Here is a 16277-nt window from a genome sequence, read left to right on the forward strand (position 1 = left end):
CGACAGCGCTTCGTTTTATCCCACCTGTATCCACGTCGTCTTCAACTCCGTGTACTTGTCCAGTGCGTGCAGCGACTTGTCGCGCCCGTTGCCCGACTGCTTGTAGCCGCCGAACGGCACGGTGATGTCATCGCCGTCGTACTGGTTGACGTGCACGGTGCCGGCGCGCAGAGCGCGCGCCGTCTGGATCGCCTTGCTAATGTCGGACGTCCACACGGCCGCCTGCAAGCCGTACGGCGTGGCGTTCGCCTGTTTGATGGCCTCGGTGATATCCGTAAAGCCCAGCACGGACAGCACAGGCCCAAAAATCTCTTCGCGCGCTATCGTCATGCCGGCGTCCACGCCAAAGATGGTCGGCTGCACGTAGTAGCCGCCCGTCTCCGCGCGCACGGCGTCGCCGCCGCCGAGCAGCTGCGCGCCTTCGTTCTTGCCGGCCGCGATATAGCCCATCACCGTGTTCATCTGGGTGGCGTCGACGATGGCGCCCATGACGGTGGCTTCGTCGAGCGGGTCGCCGGGCTGGAAGCGGGGCAGCATGGCTAGTGCCTTGGCCAGGAATTCCTGCTTGATCGACTCCTCCACGAACAGGCGCGAGGGCGCGTTGCAGCTTTCGCCCTGGTTGAAGAAGATGGAACCGACGGCGGCCGCCACGGCCTTGTCCAGGTCAGGGCAATCGGCGCAGACGATGTTGGCGGACTTGCCGCCCAGCTCCGTCCATGCCCGTTTCAAATTCGACTGGCCCGCCATCTGCACGATCAATTTTCCCGTCCGCGTGGAACCCGTAAAGCCGATGCAATCGACATCCATGTGCAGCGCCAGCGCGGCGCCGGCCTCATGGCCGTAACCTGGCAGCACGTTGAACACGCCCGCCGGCACGCCCGCTTCCAGCGCGATGTCGGCCAGGCGCAGTGCCGTCAGCGGCGATTTTTCGGACGGCTTCAATATCACGCTGTTGCCGGCCGCGAGGGCCGGCGCTATCTTCCAGGCGGCCATGATCATCGGGTAATTCCACGGCACGATGGCGGCGACGACGCCGACCGGTTCGCGCGTGATCAGGGCCAGGCTGTTGGCGGGCGTCGGCGCGATTTCATCGTAGACCTTGTCGATTGCCTCGCCATACCAGCGCAGGCAGTTGGCGGCGGCGCCCACGTCCACGCTCTGGCTGTACTTGATCGGCTTACCCATATCCAGGGTTTCCAGCAAGGCCAGCTCGGGACCGTATTGCTGTACCAGGTCGGCGAACTTGATCAATATCCGCTTGCGCTGTGCGGGCGACTTGCCTGCCCAGCGACGGTCATCAAAGGCGGCGCGGGCGGCCAGCACGGCCGCATCCACATCGGCCGTGTCGCAGCGGGCCACCTGGCCCAAGAGACGGCCATCGATGGGCGAGAGATTGTCGAAAGTCTGGCCAGACCTCGCCCCCATCCGTTCGCCATTGATGAAGGCGCGTCCATCGATCGTGAGCGCTGCGGCCCGCGCATGCCAGCTGGTGTTTTCCGTCATGGTCGTCTCCTGTGTCAGTTTAAGAGCAGCTTACTCCTGGTCTGGCGAATAGGCCGCAGACATCTGCTTGCGGCGTTTCCGGTCGGCGCGCGCCAGCATCACGGCATACGCGATCACGGCAAGCGTCACCACCAGGATGGTCAGCGCGGCAATCGCGTTGACGCGCGGATCGAGCCCCAGGCGCGCGCGCGAGAAGATCACCAGCGGCATCGTCGTCGAACCGGGGCCGGACAAAAAGGCCGACAGCACCACGTCGTCGAGCGACAGGGTAAACGTCAGCAGCCAGGCCGAGGCCAGGGCTTGCGTAATGTTCGGCAGGGTCACGAGGAAGAATACCTGGTGCGCGCGGCAGCCCAGGTCCATGGCCGCTTCGGCCAGCGACTTGCTCATTTCCTGCAGGCGCGACTGCACCACCACGGCCGCATATGCCATGCCCAGCAGGGTGTGCCCGAGCCAGATGGTCAGCACGCCCCGTTCGGGGAAACCGAAGACCTTTTGCATGGACACCAGCATCAGCAGCAGCGACAGGCCGATGATCACTTCCGGCATCACCAGCGGTGCGCTGACCATGGATGAAAATAGGGTGCGGCCACGGAAGCGCTGGTAATTGGTCAGCGCGAAGGCGGCGAAGGTGCCAAGGATGACGGACGACGTGGCCGACATGAAGGCGATCTTCAGGGAAAGGCCGAAGCCGGAAATGATTTCCGTATCGCTCATCAACTCGCTGTACCAGCGCAGCGAAAAGCCGCTCCACACCATGTCCTGGCGCGAGCTGTTGAACGAAAAGACGATCAGCACGATGATGGGCAGGTACAGGAACAGATAGCCGAGCGAGAGCCAGCCGCGGCCGAACCAGCGCTGTAAAAAGGTACGTCCGTTCATGTGCGCTCCTCCGCGTCCTGGTCCGTCTTGTATTTGTTAAAAATGGCCATCGGCACGAGGATCAGCAAGACCACCAGCACCGTCACCGACGACGCCATGGCCCAGTCGTTATTCGTGAAGTATTCATCCCACAGCACGCGGCCGATCATCAGGGTTTCCGGGCCGCCCAACAGCTCGGGAATCACATATTCGCCCACGGAAGGAATGAACACCAGCATGGCGCCGGCGATGATGCCCGACTTCGACAGCGGCACCGTGATGCGCCAGAACGCCTGCAGGGGCGTGGCGCCCAAGTCGGCCGCCGCTTCGAGATAACGCATGTCCATTTTCACCAGATTGGCATACAGGGGCAAAATCATGAACGGCAGATAGGCGTACACCATGCCGACCACCAGTGAAAACGAGGTATTCATCATGTGCAGCGGTTCCTGCACGAAGCCCAGCGCGATCAGCAGGTCGTTAAGCAGGCCATGGTTGGCGAGGATGCCCTTCCACGCATACACGCGCAGCAGGAACGAGGTCCAGAACGGCAGCATTACCAGCATCATCAGCACGGGCCGGATGGACGGCCTGGCGCGCGCCATGAAGTAGGCGAATGGGTAGCCAATGAACAGACAGATGGCGGTGGTAATGGCCGCGTACTTGATGGAACTGAGGTAGGTGAGCAAATACAGCTCATCGGCGGCGATGAACAGATAGTTGGCAATTTTTACCTTCAGCACGACGATGCCGTCGACGTACGATAGCAAACCGCCGAACGGGCTGCCCGCCGTGTCCATGTCGGACAGGCTGATGCGCAGCACGATCAGGAAAGGCACCAGGAAAGCGGCAGTCAGGAACAGCGACGGCACGGCGATGACGGCGTTGCGGCCCGTCAGCCAGCGCAAGGTGACGAAGTGGCGCAGCGATTGCAGGAGGGACGTCATGATGGCCTCAGCTGGTCAGCACGACGATGTCGGCGCCATCCCACCATACCCACACGCGCTGCTCGCGCTCGAGGCGCGCGGCGTCGTGGCGGGCCGCGTTGGTGCGCGAGACTTTCACCACCGTGCCGCTGTCGAGGCGCACATGGTAACTGGTTTCATTGCCAAAATACGCCATGGCGACGATCACGCCCTGGGCGCAGTTGTAGCCGTGTTCGGCCGCCGACGCGCGCTCTTCCAATGTAGGTGGGTCGATCTGGATACCGATTTTTTCGGGGCGCACGGCCACCGAGACATCCATGCCCAGGTTGCCCGTGATGCCATGCGCGACATACTGGCGGCCGTCGGGCGTGTCGATGACCACGTGATCGGGTTCATCTTCCGTGATGCGCCCCTCGAACAGGTTGACGCTGCCGATGAAGTCGGCGACAAAGCGGCAGTTCGGCGTTTCATAGATTTCACCGGGCGCGCCCACCTGCAGGATGCGTCCCTCGCTCATGACGGCGATGCGCGTGGCCATGCTCATGGCTTCATCCTGGTCGTGCGTGACCATCACGCAGGTCACGCCCACCTGTTCGATGATGTTGACCAGCTCCATCTGCGTGCGCTCGCGCAGTTTCTTGTCGAGCGCGCCCAGCGGCTCGTCGAGCAGCAGCAACTGCGGACGCTTGGCCAGGCTGCGCGCCAGCGCCACGCGCTGCTGCTGGCCGCCCGACAATTGGTGCGGCTTGCGTTTGGCGTATTGGCCCAGTTGCACCAGCGCCAGCATCTGCTCGACGCGCGCCACCACTTCCGCTTTCGGCAAGCCGTCGCGGCGCAGGCCGAAGGCGATGTTATCCCACACGGACAGATGCGGGAACAGCGCATACGACTGGAACATCATGTTGATAGGACGCTGGTGCGGCGGCACATCGACGATGCTGTTGCCCGCCAGGGCGATACGGCCCGAGGTCGGCGTCTCGAAGCCAGCCAGCATGCGCAGCAAGGTCGACTTGCCGCAACCTGAACTACCGAGCAGGGCGAAAATCTCGCCCTGGTTGATCGTCACGGAAATCGCATCGACGGCGCGCACGCCATCGAATTCCTTGACCAGCTGATCAATCAGCAAGAAAGGCGCTTGGGCGTCGCTGGCCGACGCGGCGGGTGTTGCTATCGTCATGTGTGGATGCTTTGGTAGAGGGTGTCAAAATGAAAAACTGGCCGCTACAGGAGCGGCCAAGATGGAAGTTTAGCGGAAATGCCGCCATTGCGGTCCAAAAATCGCGCAGATGGCGGCAAAATGGGGCAAAAACCTACACCCAGCCCTTCGCCTTCACATCCGCATGCGTCTTGTCCAAACACAGCCGTATCAACGCCACCATTTCATCGATCTGCGCGCGCGTCATGACCAGGGGCGGGGCGACGATCATGCGCTCGCCCACGGCGCGCATGATGACGCCGTTGTCGAACATGTGACCACGGCAGAGCATGCCCACGCCCTGGCTTTCGTCGAACAGTTCGTTGTCGTGCACGGTGGCGCCCTTCTTGCGCACCAGGTTCAGTCCCGCGACCAGGCCGCAGCTGTCCGCGTAGCCCACCAGCGGATGCTCGCCCAGACTGGCGAAGCACTGTTTCAGGTACGGTCCCGTATCCTCGGCCACTTTCGCCACCAGCTGTTCTTCCTCGATGATGCGGATGTTTTCCAGGGCCGCCGCACAAGCGACAGGATGGCCCGAATAGGTAAAACCATGCGTGAATTCGCCGCCCTGCTCGATCAGTACCTTGGCCACCCTGTCCCCCACCAGCACGCCGCCCAGCGGCACGTAGCCCGAGGTGACGCCCTTGGCAAAGGTGATCAGGTCGGGCTTGATACCGAACAGTTCGGAGCCGAACCAGCGCCCCAGGCGGCCAAAGCCGCAGATGACTTCATCGGCGATGAGCAAGATGCCGTACTTGTCGCAGATGCGCTGGACCTCGGGCCAATACGTCGATGGCGGGATGATGACGCCGCCGGCGCCCTGCACCGGTTCGCCGATGAAGGCGGCCACCTTGTCGGCGCCGATTTCCAGGATTTTGTCTTCCAGCCAACCGGCCGCCTTCAGGCCGAACTCATCGGGCGTCATGCCGTGGCCCGCTTCCAGGTAATTCGGCTGGCCGATATGCGCGATGCCCGGTATCGGCAAGCCGCCCTGCGCGTGCATGCCATCCATGCCGCCCAGGGACGCCCCCGCCACCGTGCTGCCGTGATAGGCATTGTGGCGGCTGATGATGGTGTGGCGCTCCTGGTAGCCGAGGATATCCCAGTAGCGGCGCACCATGCGCACATTCGTGTCGTTGCCCTCCGAGCCGGAACTGGTGAAGAACACGTGCTGGAACTGCGGCGGCGAGATCTGCGCCAGCTTGGCCGCCAGCTGCGCGGCCGGCACGTTCGTCGTGCCAAAGAAGCTGTTATAGAAGGGCAGCGTCTCCATTTGCCGATATACGGCTTGCGAAATCGAGGTGCGGCCATAGCCCACGTTCACGCACCACAGGCCCGACATGCCGTCGACGATTTTCTTGCCCTGGCTATCCCACAGGTAAACGCCGTCGCCGCGCACGATCACCCTGGCGCCTTTCGATGCCAGGTCCTGGAAATCGGTGAATGGGTGCAGGTAGTGGGCCGAGTCCATTTGCTGGATGGCGGCCGTGTCATACACCTGCGGCACGGCGTTTTTCTGCGCCACGGAGGCGATCAGGGCGGCGCTGGGCGCCAGTGGATTGTTGGTTGTGCTCATAGGTGATCCTTTATACGTGCAGCAAGAGGTGCTCGCGCTCCCAGGGGCTGATGACCGTCATGAACTCCTGGTGCTCCAGGTCCTTGATGGCCGCATACACGTCGATGAAGCGATCGCCCAGCACCGTGCGCAGCTTGTCTTCCGCGCGCAGCAGTTGCAGGGCTTCGGGCAAGCCTTGCGGCAGCTCGAATTTCATGTCGTAGGCGCTGCCCACCATCATCGGCGTCGCTTCCAGCTGCTCCGTCATGCCCAGATATCCACAGGCCAGCGTCACGGCCAGCGCCAGGTAGGGATTGGCGTCGGCGCCGATGATGCGGTTTTCCACGCGGCGGTCCTGCACGCCCGACTCGGGCACCCGAAAACCCACCGTGCGGTTGTCCAGGCCCCACTGGATGTTGATGGGTGCGGCCGTGTGGCGCACGATGCGGCGGTAGGAATTCACGTAGGGCGCGACGATGGCCATGGCCGACGGCATGTAGCGCTGCAAGCCCGCAATATAATGCTTGAAGATGGGCGCCGCCGAACCATCGTCGTTGCTGAAGATGTTCAGTCCCGTCTTCGCATCGACGACACTCTGGTGCACATGCATGGCGGACCCCGGCTCGCCCGCCATGGGCTTGGCCATGAAGGTGGCGTACATATCGTGTTTCAAGGCCGCTTCACGCAGGGTGCGCTTGAAGAAAAAGACCTTGTCTGCCAGGCCCAAAGGGTCGCCGTGCAGGAAGTTGATTTCCATCTGTCCCGCACCGATCTCGTGGATCAAGGTGTCGACGTCTAGGTTCATCAATTCGCAGTAATCGTAGATATCCTCGAACAGGGGGTCGAACTCATTGACGGCATCGATGCTGTACACCTGACGGCTGGTCTCGGCCCGGCCGCTGCGGCCGATGGGCGGCTTCAATGGCAAGTCCGGGTCCGTGTTTTTCGCCGTCAGGTAGAACTCCAGCTCGGGCGCCACCACGGGCTTCCAGCCCTTGTCCGCATACAGTTTCAGCACGCGCCGCAGCACAGATCTTGGAGCAAAATCGACCAGCATGCCGTCGGCGAAATAGCAGTCGTGGATGACTTGCGCGGTGGGGTCCGTGGCCCACGGCACCATGGTAATGGTGGTGGGATCGGCCTTTAAAATCATGTCGCGGTCGGTGCTGGAAATGGCGCGGTCGTAGCCGCCGTCGTCGACCGGGTAATTGCCCGTCACCGTCATGCCCAGCACGGCTTCCGGGATGCGCATGCCGCGCTCCTGGGTGAATTTCCCGCGCGGCAGGATCTTCCCGCGCGCCACGCCCGTCAAGTCGGGTACCAGGCATTCGATTTCCGTGACGCGCTTTTCATTGAGCCACAAATCCATATCCGTATAGGTGAAATTTTCGCGTATTGCCATGTTTCCCTCTCGCTGGTATTAATCAAGCGCCGCGCGGTGCTGGTGCGGCGCGCCTGTCATCCTGTCCGGTCATTCTTTCTGTGCTGCTGTTCCTGGAAATCGCGGCACGCCTGGCCAAAAGCGCCGAACAGGCGCATGGACTGCGGATTGTCTTCCACCCGCCATTCGGGGTGCCATTGCACGGCCAGCGTAAAACCGGCGGCGCTGGCCACCGTATAGGCCTCCACCAGGCCGTCGTCTGCCAGGGCTTCCACCAGCAAGCCATCGGCCAGCCGGGCGATGCCCTGGCCATGCAGGGAATTGACCATCATTTCGCTCTCGCCACCCAGCAGGCGTGACAACAGGCCGTCCGGCATCAACTTGATCCGGTGCGCGGGCGCGTACTGGCGCGCCAGGGGATCGAGCCCATTCTCCCGGTGGTCCATCATGCCCGGCACCGCATGCACGGCCTGGTGCAGGCTGCCGCCCAGGGCCACGTTGACTTCCTGGAAGCCGCGGCAGATGGCGAGCAAGGGCAGCTGGCGCGCCAGCGCGGCGCGGATCAGCGGCAAGGTGGTGGCGTCGCGCGCGGGGTCTTGCGGCAGGTCGGGATGCAGGATGTCTTCGCCATACAGGCGAGCGTCGACGTTCGAGGCCGAACCGGTCAGCATGATGCCATCGGCGATCTGCAGCGCCGCGTCCAGGTCCAGGTCCGCGTCAGCTCCCAGGGCAGGCAGCAGCAGCGGCATGCAGCCGGCGCCGTGCAGCACGGCGTGCAGGTATTTGTCCTGCGCCATGTGCCAGGCATGGTTTCCCAGCTGGCGCTGGCAGGCGGGGACGAGAACGATGGGACGGCGCATAGAGTGCTACCTCGCTGGCGTGACGATCCAATGACAGCGCCATGACAGCGCTGCCGCTCGCTTCACTGTACAGCAGAGCCGGCAGGGGCGGCCACACTGATGGGCATGGCCAGCGGCGGCACACATCGCCTACACTACGGCTTTGCAATCTTGCCTTTATTAAAATCATCATATGCCCGTCCGGCGCCAAACACCAGCGCCGCAGGCAAAGTCCCCTACTTTCCCATGCATCCACACCGTTTTCCAGCCTTCCAAAACTCCTTTTTCACCCTGCGGGGGCAGCCATGAAGAGCATGCCATGGCGTGATTTCTTCGCCCTCGTGGTGAGCATCGGCGTGGTTGGCCTTGGCCTGGGCGCCACCATGCCGCTCACGGCCCTGACCTTGCACCAGCGCGGCGTGGGCACGGACATCATCGGCATGATCACGGCCGTCAGCGCACTCGGCATCCTGGCCGCCTCGCCCTTCGTCTCGTGCTGGGTGGGACGTTTCGGCGCGCGCGCCACCATGCTGGGCGCCGTGTGGGTGGCGTCGCTGGCGACGATCGCCATGCAGTTCAACGACCACCTGCTGGCGTGGAGCGTGCTGCGCTTCCTGTTCGGCGGCGCCATGGGCGTGCTGTTTACCATCGGCGAAGCGTGGGTCAACCGTCTGGCGCCCGACAATTCGCGGGGACGCGTGGTAGCCATGTATACCACCAGCTTTACCTTTTTCCAGCTGATCGGCCCCGCCCTGGTGGCCCTGTTCAACGACAAGATCAGCTGGAGCTTCGCCGCCTGCGGCCTGCTGTTTTTGCTGGCCGTGCCAGGATTGATGCTGATCTCGAACGGCGGCCCGGAACGCGAGCCGGAAGAACATGGCGTGAAATGGAGCTTGATCCTGCCGCGCATGCCGATGATCGTGCTGGGCGCCGCCTTCTTCGCCCTGTTCGATACGCTGGCATTGAGCCTGTTGCCGCTGTACGCGATGGAGCACGGCATCAGCACGGACCTGGCCCTGCTGTCGGCCACCGTGGTGCTGGTAGGCGACACCGGTCTGCAGTTCGCACTGGGATGGATGGCAGACCGCTTCGGCCGCGCCAGGGTCCACGCAGGCTGCGGCGTGGCCGTCTGCCTGCTGCTGCCGCTGCTGCCGTTCGCAGTCGGCACGCCGTGGCTGTGGTGGACCTTGCTACTGTTGCTGGGCGCAGCGGCAGGCGGCATCTACATGCTGGCGCTGGTGGCCTGCGGCGAGCGCTTCACGGGTCTGTCGCTGACCAGCGCCAGCGCCATCGTCAACGCCACCTGGGGCGTGACCAGTGGCGGCGGCCCCCTGCTGACGGGCGTCTTGATGCAATCGGTGGGCGTGAACGCCCTGCCGGCCGTGATGTGGGTGTGCTGCGCCATTTTCGTCGGCAGCGCCGTGTGGGAGCGCAGGAAGGGGATCGTGTAACGCGCGCTACTTCGGTATTTTTTCCAGGCGCTGCCGCAGCTCCTCGGCCACAGGATAGTCGGGATACGCCTGCCGGAACGCAGCCCATTCCTCCTGCGCCAGCGCCGCTTCGTCCGCTTTTAACAAGGCGTCGATCTTCACCAGCCATACGCCAGCATCGAGCCTGACCGGCGGCGGCAACGGAGCCGACTTTGCTACGACGGGAGCGGGCATGGCCAGCGCGCGCTGCACCGGTGCCTGGCGCTGCGGGCTGGACTCGGCCTGCATGGCGGCTTGCTGCTCCATTGCCCGCTGCATGTCCGTGGCTGGCGGCGGCGCCAGTTCAGGCGGCGGCGCCGGCTTGGCTGCGGCCATGGCGCGCGGCGCTGGCGCTGACACTCGCGCCGGTGCTGGCGCCTGCACGGGCGCCGTGGAGACGGCAGCCTGCGGCACTGGCGCCGCAGCCGGCATCACCTCCTGCGTGACCGGCTCCCCGACCACGGGGAATTGCGCCGGCTTCGAGCCGAACCAGTCCACGCCGATCAGGTTTACCGTCAGCAGCACGGCCGCGGCCAGGCCCAGCGGAATGCGCCAGCGCTGCAGATAATCCGGGGATTTCTTGGCGGGCAAGGTGCGCAGTACGCCATCGGCGCTGTCGTTCGCGGCCGCCGGTTTGTGCAGGGCCGTTTCCGCGTCCGCCAAAATGGCCGCATCGAGCGCGCTGGAAGGCGCGGGCTGCGGCAAACTGGCCAGCAGCGCGTTCAATTCTTCGTCGTGATCATCTTGATGATCTGTATCGTGCGTATTCATGCCTGCCCTCCCGCGCCAGCGGCGCTGTCCAAGCCCGCGCGCAATTTCTGCATGGCGTAGCGCAGCCGGCTCTTGACGGTTTCCGCTTCCGCCCCCGTCACCACGGCGATCTCGAGGATGCTCATGCCGCTGAACTGCTGCAGCACCAGCGCCTCCTTTTGCTCGGCCGGCAGCGCCGCGATGGCAGCATGCAGCAGCGCATGCTGCTGTTTCTGCTCCAGCGACTGCGGCGGCGATGCGCCCTCGTCGGCCAGCTCGCCGGCTTCCCCTCGTTCCTGCCCTTCCCTCTGGCGCAGGAGGTCGATCAGGCGGTTGCGCGCGATCTGGTACAGATAGGTGCGGAAAGCCGCCTGCGGTTGGTAGCCCGTGCGCGCCGCATGCAGGCTGGCCCACGCGTCCTGCACGATTTCGTCGACCCACGCGCGGCGCGGTGCACGCCAAGCCACGAAGCGGTACAGGCCCTGGCTATGGCGCCGGTACAATTCGCGAAACGACGGCAGGTCGCCGGCGCTGTAGCGCAGCATCAGGTCTTCATCCGTCGCGGTCAGTAAAGTATCGGGCATGCGGACCAGTGTAGCCGAACTACGCGGCAGCGACAATTCCCCTACGCCTTCAGCGTGCAGTGGACGCAATGGGCGCATAACTGACGCGGCGCACTTCACGGATCTGCCCGTCCTTCAGCGCCCCTTCCACCACTTCATAGCCGAGCAGGGCGAAGACCCGGCCCTGCAGGAACAGGGGCCGCGCGTTGCCATACCAGTCCACGCAGGAAGCGCGGCAGCCGTCGTCCGCTGCTGATACTTGGCCAGGCCGCGCGGCCAGCGCGCCCAGTTCCGTCAATTGCAAGCCGCTGTTACGCAGATAGAGCACGGATGCGGCTGACTTGTTGAGGCCAGGCCGCTCGTCCGCGCCCAGGATGGGCAACCCGATCATGCCCTCGCTGGCCGTTTGCGGCTTGTAGAAAAAGCCGTGGCTGCGCGACTCGCCCTGCGCCGCATCGGCGCGGATGTAGCGCGTGGCAATCGCCGCCTGCGCTCCCAGGCGGATGCTGCTGAAATGCAGATCCTTGCCCTGCGCGCCGATCACCACGGCATCATTGCCCAGCGCCTCGATGCGCTCCACGCCGTGTGGCAGGGCCAAGGCTTGCACGCTGCCCGCATCGGCCCAGCGCACGGCATACAGGGGCTGGCGTGGCCAGGCCTGGTCCGCCTGCCGCCGGCCGCCATTGCCCGGATTGCCGTACAACAGATAGGATCCCACATAGCGGTTCTGCAGACCGTAGCCGCCACCACCGGGCAGCGGCTTGTAGCTGCTGGCGGGCGCACTGTCGCGGCCATCGGAAAACGACGTCAATGGCACGCGCAGCAGAGCCATGTCGCCGCGGCCCCGCACACCATCCCACATGGCGTCTCCCTGGCCTTCGGCGCGCAGCAAAACGTTCAGGTGGCCATCAAGGCTTTCCAGGAACGAGAACTGGTCGACGGGCGCCCCCGCCACCTTCAGGGCGCTGGGCGCCGAACCATCGAGGGGAATGCGGAACACGCCCGAGTCGCGGCCGCGGCGCGTGGTCCACACGAATACGGACTCGCCCGACACATAAAATACGCGGCCCTGCGGCCCCATCACGGCGGTCGCTTCGCAGCGCATGTCGCGCTGCGCCAGGTCGCACACGGTGACCGTGTGCAGGGTCAGGCCGGCGCCCGGTTCGGGCTCTTCATCGGTGCGGTAAATGCGCGTGGCAGGGGCGATGCGCTTGAAGTCAGATGGAACGGCGTCAGGGCGCCAGCGGCGCAGCGCCGGGAAGCTGACAAAGGGGTCGCCCCGGTGCAAGTTCAGCGACAGGGGCGAATAGAACACCAGCTTGCTGCCGATCAGGCGGCTGGCGTAATTGCGCGAGGAATAGTAATCGTTGGAGCGCAAGTGATACGTGGCGCGGTAGGCCAGCTTGCCATCCGCATCGATGTCGAACAGGCCGATTTCCGTGCCGCCACGGCTGTAGCTGTAGCCGATCACCACCAGCGTATCGCCATCGATCAGCATCTCGTCATACCAGCTGCCCGACGGATCGCTGCCTGGCGCGAACACGTCGAGCGCGGCGACGGGCTGCAAGGCATTGCCCCCCACCGCCACCGTAAACAGCTTGCCGCGCCGCAGCATCACCAGGTGCTTGCCATGCAGCTTGACGATGCCGCCTTCGTCCACACCCGCCGTCTGCACATTGGTGACGGATTCCGCCTCCTCTGCCGATGCTGCCGGCGCGGCTTTCGCCACCATCGGCGCGGCAGGGGCGGGCGCCGCCGCCGTGTACTGCGCCGAATACTGCGCCGTGGCGCGCTGCAGTTTCTGCTGCTCCTTTTGCAGCGCCGCCTGGCGCGCCTGCAATTGCTGCAAATAGCTGCTCAAGGCCTGCTCGCTGGCGAACGGCGCCAGGGTCTTGCGCGGCGCCGTGTCGGCGGCGTGACAGCCTGCCGACAGCAGCAGGGACAGTATCAGGGTGATCTTGAGGGCGCTGGACATCGCTTCTTCTCCGGTTGGCTGGGGTGTCCAACATGAAACGCAGCGGCGCAGAAAAAGGGGTTAAATACGCGTGAAAATAATGACGACGTTGCTGCCTTATTCAAAACCGCGTATGCGGTCGCCATTAAAATTCGGCAAGCGCCACTCGAAGTGCAACGCCAGGAAGCGGAACAGGAAACCGGCGCCGATGGACGCCAGCTGCGCCACGGAGCTGTCGACCTTGAAGTACAGCAGGCCCACGTACAGGCTGCCCGTAAACAGAGCCACGGTGGCATACACTTCGCGCTGCAGCACGAGGGGAATCTGGTTGCACAGGATATCGCGCAGCAGGCCGCCGAAGACGCCCGTGATCATCCCCGCCAGCACAACGATGGCCGGGTGCATCTTGGCCGACATGGCGATGTCGCAGCCAATCACGCAAAACGCCACGAGGCCCAGTCCATCGACCAGCAGGAAGACCGTGCGCAAATGGTGCAGGTAACGCGCCACGACAGCCGTGACGACAGCCGCGCCGATGGTAAACAACAGGTATTCGGGATGCGCGATCCAGCCCAGCGGATAGTGCCCCAGCAGCACATCGCGCACGGTGCCGCCGCCCAGCGCCGTGACGGTGCCGATCATGCAGATGCCGAACAAATCCATGCCACGCCGCATGCCCATGATGGCGCCGGACATCGCTTCGGCGACAATCGCCACCAGGTAAATCGTATATAGCAGCATGCTCTTACTCTTCCGAAAATGATTTGAGAATTTGTTCGCGTTCGCGCGCTTCGCTCAGGGTGCGTGCCTCGCTCGTGCCCGTGCTGGAGCCGCCATTGCCAGCGTCTCCGTGCGCCATGCGCGTATCTGCATCGCCGCTGCCGCAGCTGACACTGCTGTGGATAAAGGCAAAGTTATCCTTCAGGCAGTCGCCGGCCAGGTACTCGGCATACACATAGTCGCCGTCGAGCAGTGCCAGGCCTGGCGGTTCGGCCAGCACCTGCTCGCGGTGGCCCTGCACGGCCACCTGCATGTATTCGCGCCAGACGGGCAGCGCCAAGGTGCCACCCGTGGCGTTGCCCAGGCTTTTCGGCTGGTCGTAGCCGAGCCAGACGACGGACACCAGGCCCGAGGAATAGCCGGCGAACCAGGCGTCATACGCATTGTTCGACGTGCCCGTCTTGCCGGCCGCGTCGCCCCTTCCCAGCGCCAGCGCGCCGCGTCCCGTGCCGCTCTTGACGACGTCGCGCAGCATGCTGTCCATGACGTAGGCATTGCGCGTGGAGATGACTTGCGTGCCCGGCACCGGTGCGCCTTTCGGACGCGGCGCCGCATCGCTGAACAGCACTTCGCCGCTGCGGCTGCGCACTTCCTTGATCAATTTGGGCGGCATCTGCATGCCGCCATTGGCGAACACCGCATACGATTGCGCCAGCTGCAGCGGCGTGACGGCGCCCGCGCCCAAGGCAAGCGGCAGGGAAACCGGATTGCGCGCGCCCTCGAAGCCGAAGCGCGTGGCGTAGTGCTGCACGTAGCCGGGGCCGGCCGCCTGCATCAGGCTGACGGCCACCAGGTTTTTCGAGCGCACCAGGCCGCGCCGCACGCTGATGAAACCTTCATAGTTGTTGCCGTAATTGCGCGGGCGCCAGGGCTGCGCGCCCGTTTCCTGCGGCAGCAGCAGACGCTGCGTGTCGTCCACGGCCGTGCCGGGGAAATATCCCTTTTCCAGCGCCGCCGAATACACGAAGGGCTTGAAGCTGGAACCGGGCTGGCGGTACGCCTGCGTGGCGTGGTTGTAGTGATTGCGGTAGAAATCGAAGCCGCCCGCCATGGCGACGATTTCGCCGCTGTGTGCATCGACGGAAATGAGCGCGCCTTCCATCTCGGGCAACTGGCTTACCAGCCAGCGGTTCTTTGCCCCGTCGTGCACCACGCGAATCACGCTGTTTTCAACGATGGCGCGCTTGCCATCCCATTGCAGCTTGCCACCCAGGCGCGCATCCGAGGCGGTCAGCACGATCTCGTCGCCATTGCGCAGCTGCGCCGTCAGCTGGCGCTTGCCCGACGTCCCGACCGTGCGCACCAGCGCGGCGCGCAATTCTCCGCTGTCCGGATAGGCGGCCAGCTGGCGCGCCACGCTGTCTGCGGAGGCGGCCAGGCGCGCTTCCGGGCCACGATAGCCACGGCGCGCCTGCGCGTTCAGCAAGCCATCGCGCAGCGACTTGTCGGCCGCCCGCTGCGGCGCCATGCGGATGGTGGTCGTCACGTCCAGGCCCATGCTGTAGGCGCCTTCCGGATAGCTTTGCAGGATCAGCTGGCGCGCTTCCTCGACCGCATACGCGGCCGCATGCACGGAGCTGTTGCGGTCCTTGTTCAGGGCCAGCTTTTCCGCCACGGCGGCGTCATATTCGGCTGGCGTGATGTAGCCAAGTTCGCGCATGCGCTGCAGGATGTAGTGCTGGCGCACGCTGGCGCGCTGAGGATTGGCGACGGGGTTATAGGCCGACGGCGCCTTCGGCAAGCCTGCCAGCATGGCCGCTTCGGCGATGCTGACCTCGGCCAAGGGCTTGTCGAAATAAATGCTCGAGGCGGCGGAAAAGCCGTAGGAACGCTCGCCCAGGTAAATCTGGTTCATATACAGTTCCAGCAGCTTGTCCTTGCCGTAGTGCTGTTCCAGCTTGTAGGCGAGCAGCATCTCCGTCAGCTTGCGCTGCACGGTTTTTTCGCGCGACAGGAAAAAATCGCGCGCCACCTGCATGGTGATGGTACTGGCGCCCTGCGCGTGGTGACCCGTGACGACGTTGGCGAGCGTGGCGCGCGTCAAGCCATAGAAATCGACGGCGCCGTGTTCGTAGAAACGCGCATCCTCGATGGCCAGCAAGGCTTGGCGCATGCGCAGCGGGATGTCTTTCAAGGGCAAAAATTCGCGGCGCTCTTCGCCGTATTCGGCCAGCAGTTCGCCTTCGCTGGAAAAAATGCGCAGCGGCAGCGCAGGCTTGTACTGGGCCAGATGCTCGACGGCCGGCAAGTTCTGCCAGGCCTGGCGCAGCCACCAGCCGCCCGCCAGCGCGGCGGCCATGCCCAGGCCCAGGGTCAATCCCAGGCCGAATTTCAGATTGCGCGCCAGCTTCGAAGGCTGCTTGCGGGCGGTCGTGTCGTTCGTTTGTGCTTCCATGGTGGTATTTCCTTGCTGCCAGGAGGCCGCATACGGGTACGCGGCACTCCATCAAAGAAACATTGTGCACCGCAACACACCTATCCTTATGAAAAGTAAGTATTAT

General features: G+C 64.2%; 13 protein-coding genes. 1 reads left to right on the top strand and 12 read right to left on the bottom strand.

Annotated elements, in window-relative coordinates:
• Positions 1-15: 15 nt before the first annotated feature.
• From ACQ4W0_RS01635 to ACQ4W0_RS01665, 7 genes are all read right to left on the bottom strand, one after another.
• Positions 16-1503, bottom strand: coding sequence for an aldehyde dehydrogenase (locus ACQ4W0_RS01635; protein ID WP_436575188.1), 1488 nt, complete (start codon positions 1501-1503; stop codon positions 16-18).
• Positions 1504-1533: 30 nt separating this feature from the next.
• A complete protein-coding gene (locus ACQ4W0_RS01640; RefSeq protein WP_436575189.1) occupies positions 1534-2385 on the bottom strand; it encodes an ABC transporter permease in 852 nt (283 codons plus the stop codon).
• Positions 2382-3311, bottom strand: a complete 930-nt coding sequence (locus tag ACQ4W0_RS01645) for an ABC transporter permease subunit (protein WP_436575190.1) — start codon at positions 3309-3311, stop codon at positions 2382-2384. Before ACQ4W0_RS01645 ends, ACQ4W0_RS01640 begins: the two co-directional genes overlap by 4 nt.
• A 7-nt stretch (positions 3312-3318) precedes the next feature.
• Positions 3319-4467 carry an ABC transporter ATP-binding protein gene (locus ACQ4W0_RS01650; RefSeq protein ID WP_436575191.1) on the bottom strand — a complete coding sequence of 383 codons (1149 nt, stop codon included), beginning with the start codon at positions 4465-4467 and terminating at the stop codon, positions 3319-3321.
• Positions 4468-4600: 133 nt separating this feature from the next.
• On the bottom strand, positions 4601-6061 hold the full coding sequence (locus ACQ4W0_RS01655) for an aspartate aminotransferase family protein (RefSeq protein ID WP_436575192.1): 1461 nt from the start codon (positions 6059-6061) through the stop codon (positions 4601-4603).
• A 10-nt stretch (positions 6062-6071) separates the two neighbouring features.
• Complete coding sequence (locus tag ACQ4W0_RS01660; RefSeq protein ID WP_102121276.1) at positions 6072-7442, bottom strand: glutamine synthetase family protein; 1371 nt, start codon at positions 7440-7442, stop codon at positions 6072-6074.
• 56 nt (positions 7443-7498) lie between these two features.
• Positions 7499-8281, bottom strand: coding sequence for a gamma-glutamyl-gamma-aminobutyrate hydrolase family protein (locus ACQ4W0_RS01665; RefSeq protein WP_436575193.1), 783 nt, complete (start codon positions 8279-8281; stop codon positions 7499-7501).
• Positions 8282-8565: 284 nt separating this feature from the next.
• On the opposite strand from ACQ4W0_RS01665, the gene ACQ4W0_RS01670 reads away from it, so the two are divergent.
• Positions 8566-9711, top strand: a complete 1146-nt coding sequence (locus ACQ4W0_RS01670; RefSeq protein WP_436575194.1) for an MFS transporter — start codon at positions 8566-8568, stop codon at positions 9709-9711.
• A gap of 6 nt (positions 9712-9717) precedes the next feature.
• On the opposite strand, the gene ACQ4W0_RS01675 is transcribed toward ACQ4W0_RS01670, so the two are convergent.
• The 5 genes from ACQ4W0_RS01675 to ACQ4W0_RS01695 form a co-directional block, all read right to left on the bottom strand.
• On the bottom strand, positions 9718-10500 hold the full coding sequence (locus ACQ4W0_RS01675) for a hypothetical protein (protein WP_436575195.1): 783 nt from the start codon (positions 10498-10500) through the stop codon (positions 9718-9720).
• Entirely contained in the window at positions 10497-11063 is a 567-nt protein-coding gene (locus tag ACQ4W0_RS01680) for a sigma-70 family RNA polymerase sigma factor (protein ID WP_436575196.1), read from the bottom strand. Before ACQ4W0_RS01680 ends, ACQ4W0_RS01675 begins: the two co-directional genes overlap by 4 nt.
• A gap of 49 nt (positions 11064-11112) precedes the next feature.
• Complete coding sequence (locus ACQ4W0_RS01685; RefSeq protein ID WP_436575197.1) at positions 11113-13017, bottom strand: beta-propeller domain-containing protein; 1905 nt, start codon at positions 13015-13017, stop codon at positions 11113-11115.
• Positions 13018-13113: 96 nt separating this feature from the next.
• On the bottom strand, positions 13114-13737 hold the full coding sequence (locus ACQ4W0_RS01690; protein ID WP_436575198.1) for a trimeric intracellular cation channel family protein: 624 nt from the start codon (positions 13735-13737) through the stop codon (positions 13114-13116).
• Positions 13738-13741: 4 nt separating this feature from the next.
• Positions 13742-16171: a penicillin-binding protein 1A gene (locus ACQ4W0_RS01695; RefSeq protein ID WP_436575199.1), complete on the bottom strand. Its 2430-nt coding sequence runs from the start codon at positions 16169-16171 to the stop codon at positions 13742-13744.
• Positions 16172-16277 lie beyond the last annotated feature (106 nt).

Source organism: Janthinobacterium breve (assembly GCF_051380895.1).
GTDB lineage: Bacteria > Pseudomonadota > Gammaproteobacteria > Burkholderiales > Burkholderiaceae_D > Janthinobacterium.

What these genes read in the sequence shown, in the direction of transcription:
- ACQ4W0_RS01695 (WP_436575199.1), bottom strand. Translation starts at nt 16,171, where the DNA reads ATGGAAGCACAAACGAACGACACGACCGCCCGCAAGCAGCCTTCGAAG.
- ACQ4W0_RS01685 (WP_436575197.1), bottom strand. Translation starts at nt 13,017, where the DNA reads ATGTCCAGCGCCCTCAAGATCACCCTGATACTGTCCCTGCTGCTGTCG.
- ACQ4W0_RS01650 (WP_436575191.1), bottom strand. Translation starts at nt 4,467, where the DNA reads ATGACGATAGCAACACCCGCCGCGTCGGCCAGCGACGCCCAAGCGCCT.
- ACQ4W0_RS01645 (WP_436575190.1), bottom strand. Translation starts at nt 3,311, where the DNA reads ATGACGTCCCTCCTGCAATCGCTGCGCCACTTCGTCACCTTGCGCTGG.
- ACQ4W0_RS01675 (WP_436575195.1), bottom strand. Translation starts at nt 10,500, where the DNA reads ATGAATACGCACGATACAGATCATCAAGATGATCACGACGAAGAATTG.
- ACQ4W0_RS01660 (WP_102121276.1), bottom strand. Translation starts at nt 7,442, where the DNA reads ATGGCAATACGCGAAAATTTCACCTATACGGATATGGATTTGTGGCTC.
- ACQ4W0_RS01665 (WP_436575193.1), bottom strand. Translation starts at nt 8,281, where the DNA reads ATGCGCCGTCCCATCGTTCTCGTCCCCGCCTGCCAGCGCCAGCTGGGA.
- ACQ4W0_RS01640 (WP_436575189.1), bottom strand. Translation starts at nt 2,385, where the DNA reads ATGAACGGACGTACCTTTTTACAGCGCTGGTTCGGCCGCGGCTGGCTC.
- ACQ4W0_RS01655 (WP_436575192.1), bottom strand. Translation starts at nt 6,061, where the DNA reads ATGAGCACAACCAACAATCCACTGGCGCCCAGCGCCGCCCTGATCGCC.
- ACQ4W0_RS01670 (WP_436575194.1), top strand. Translation starts at nt 8,566, where the DNA reads ATGAAGAGCATGCCATGGCGTGATTTCTTCGCCCTCGTGGTGAGCATC.
- ACQ4W0_RS01690 (WP_436575198.1), bottom strand. Translation starts at nt 13,737, where the DNA reads ATGCTGCTATATACGATTTACCTGGTGGCGATTGTCGCCGAAGCGATG.
- ACQ4W0_RS01635 (WP_436575188.1), bottom strand. Translation starts at nt 1,503, where the DNA reads ATGACGGAAAACACCAGCTGGCATGCGCGGGCCGCAGCGCTCACGATC.
- ACQ4W0_RS01680 (WP_436575196.1), bottom strand. Translation starts at nt 11,063, where the DNA reads ATGCCCGATACTTTACTGACCGCGACGGATGAAGACCTGATGCTGCGC.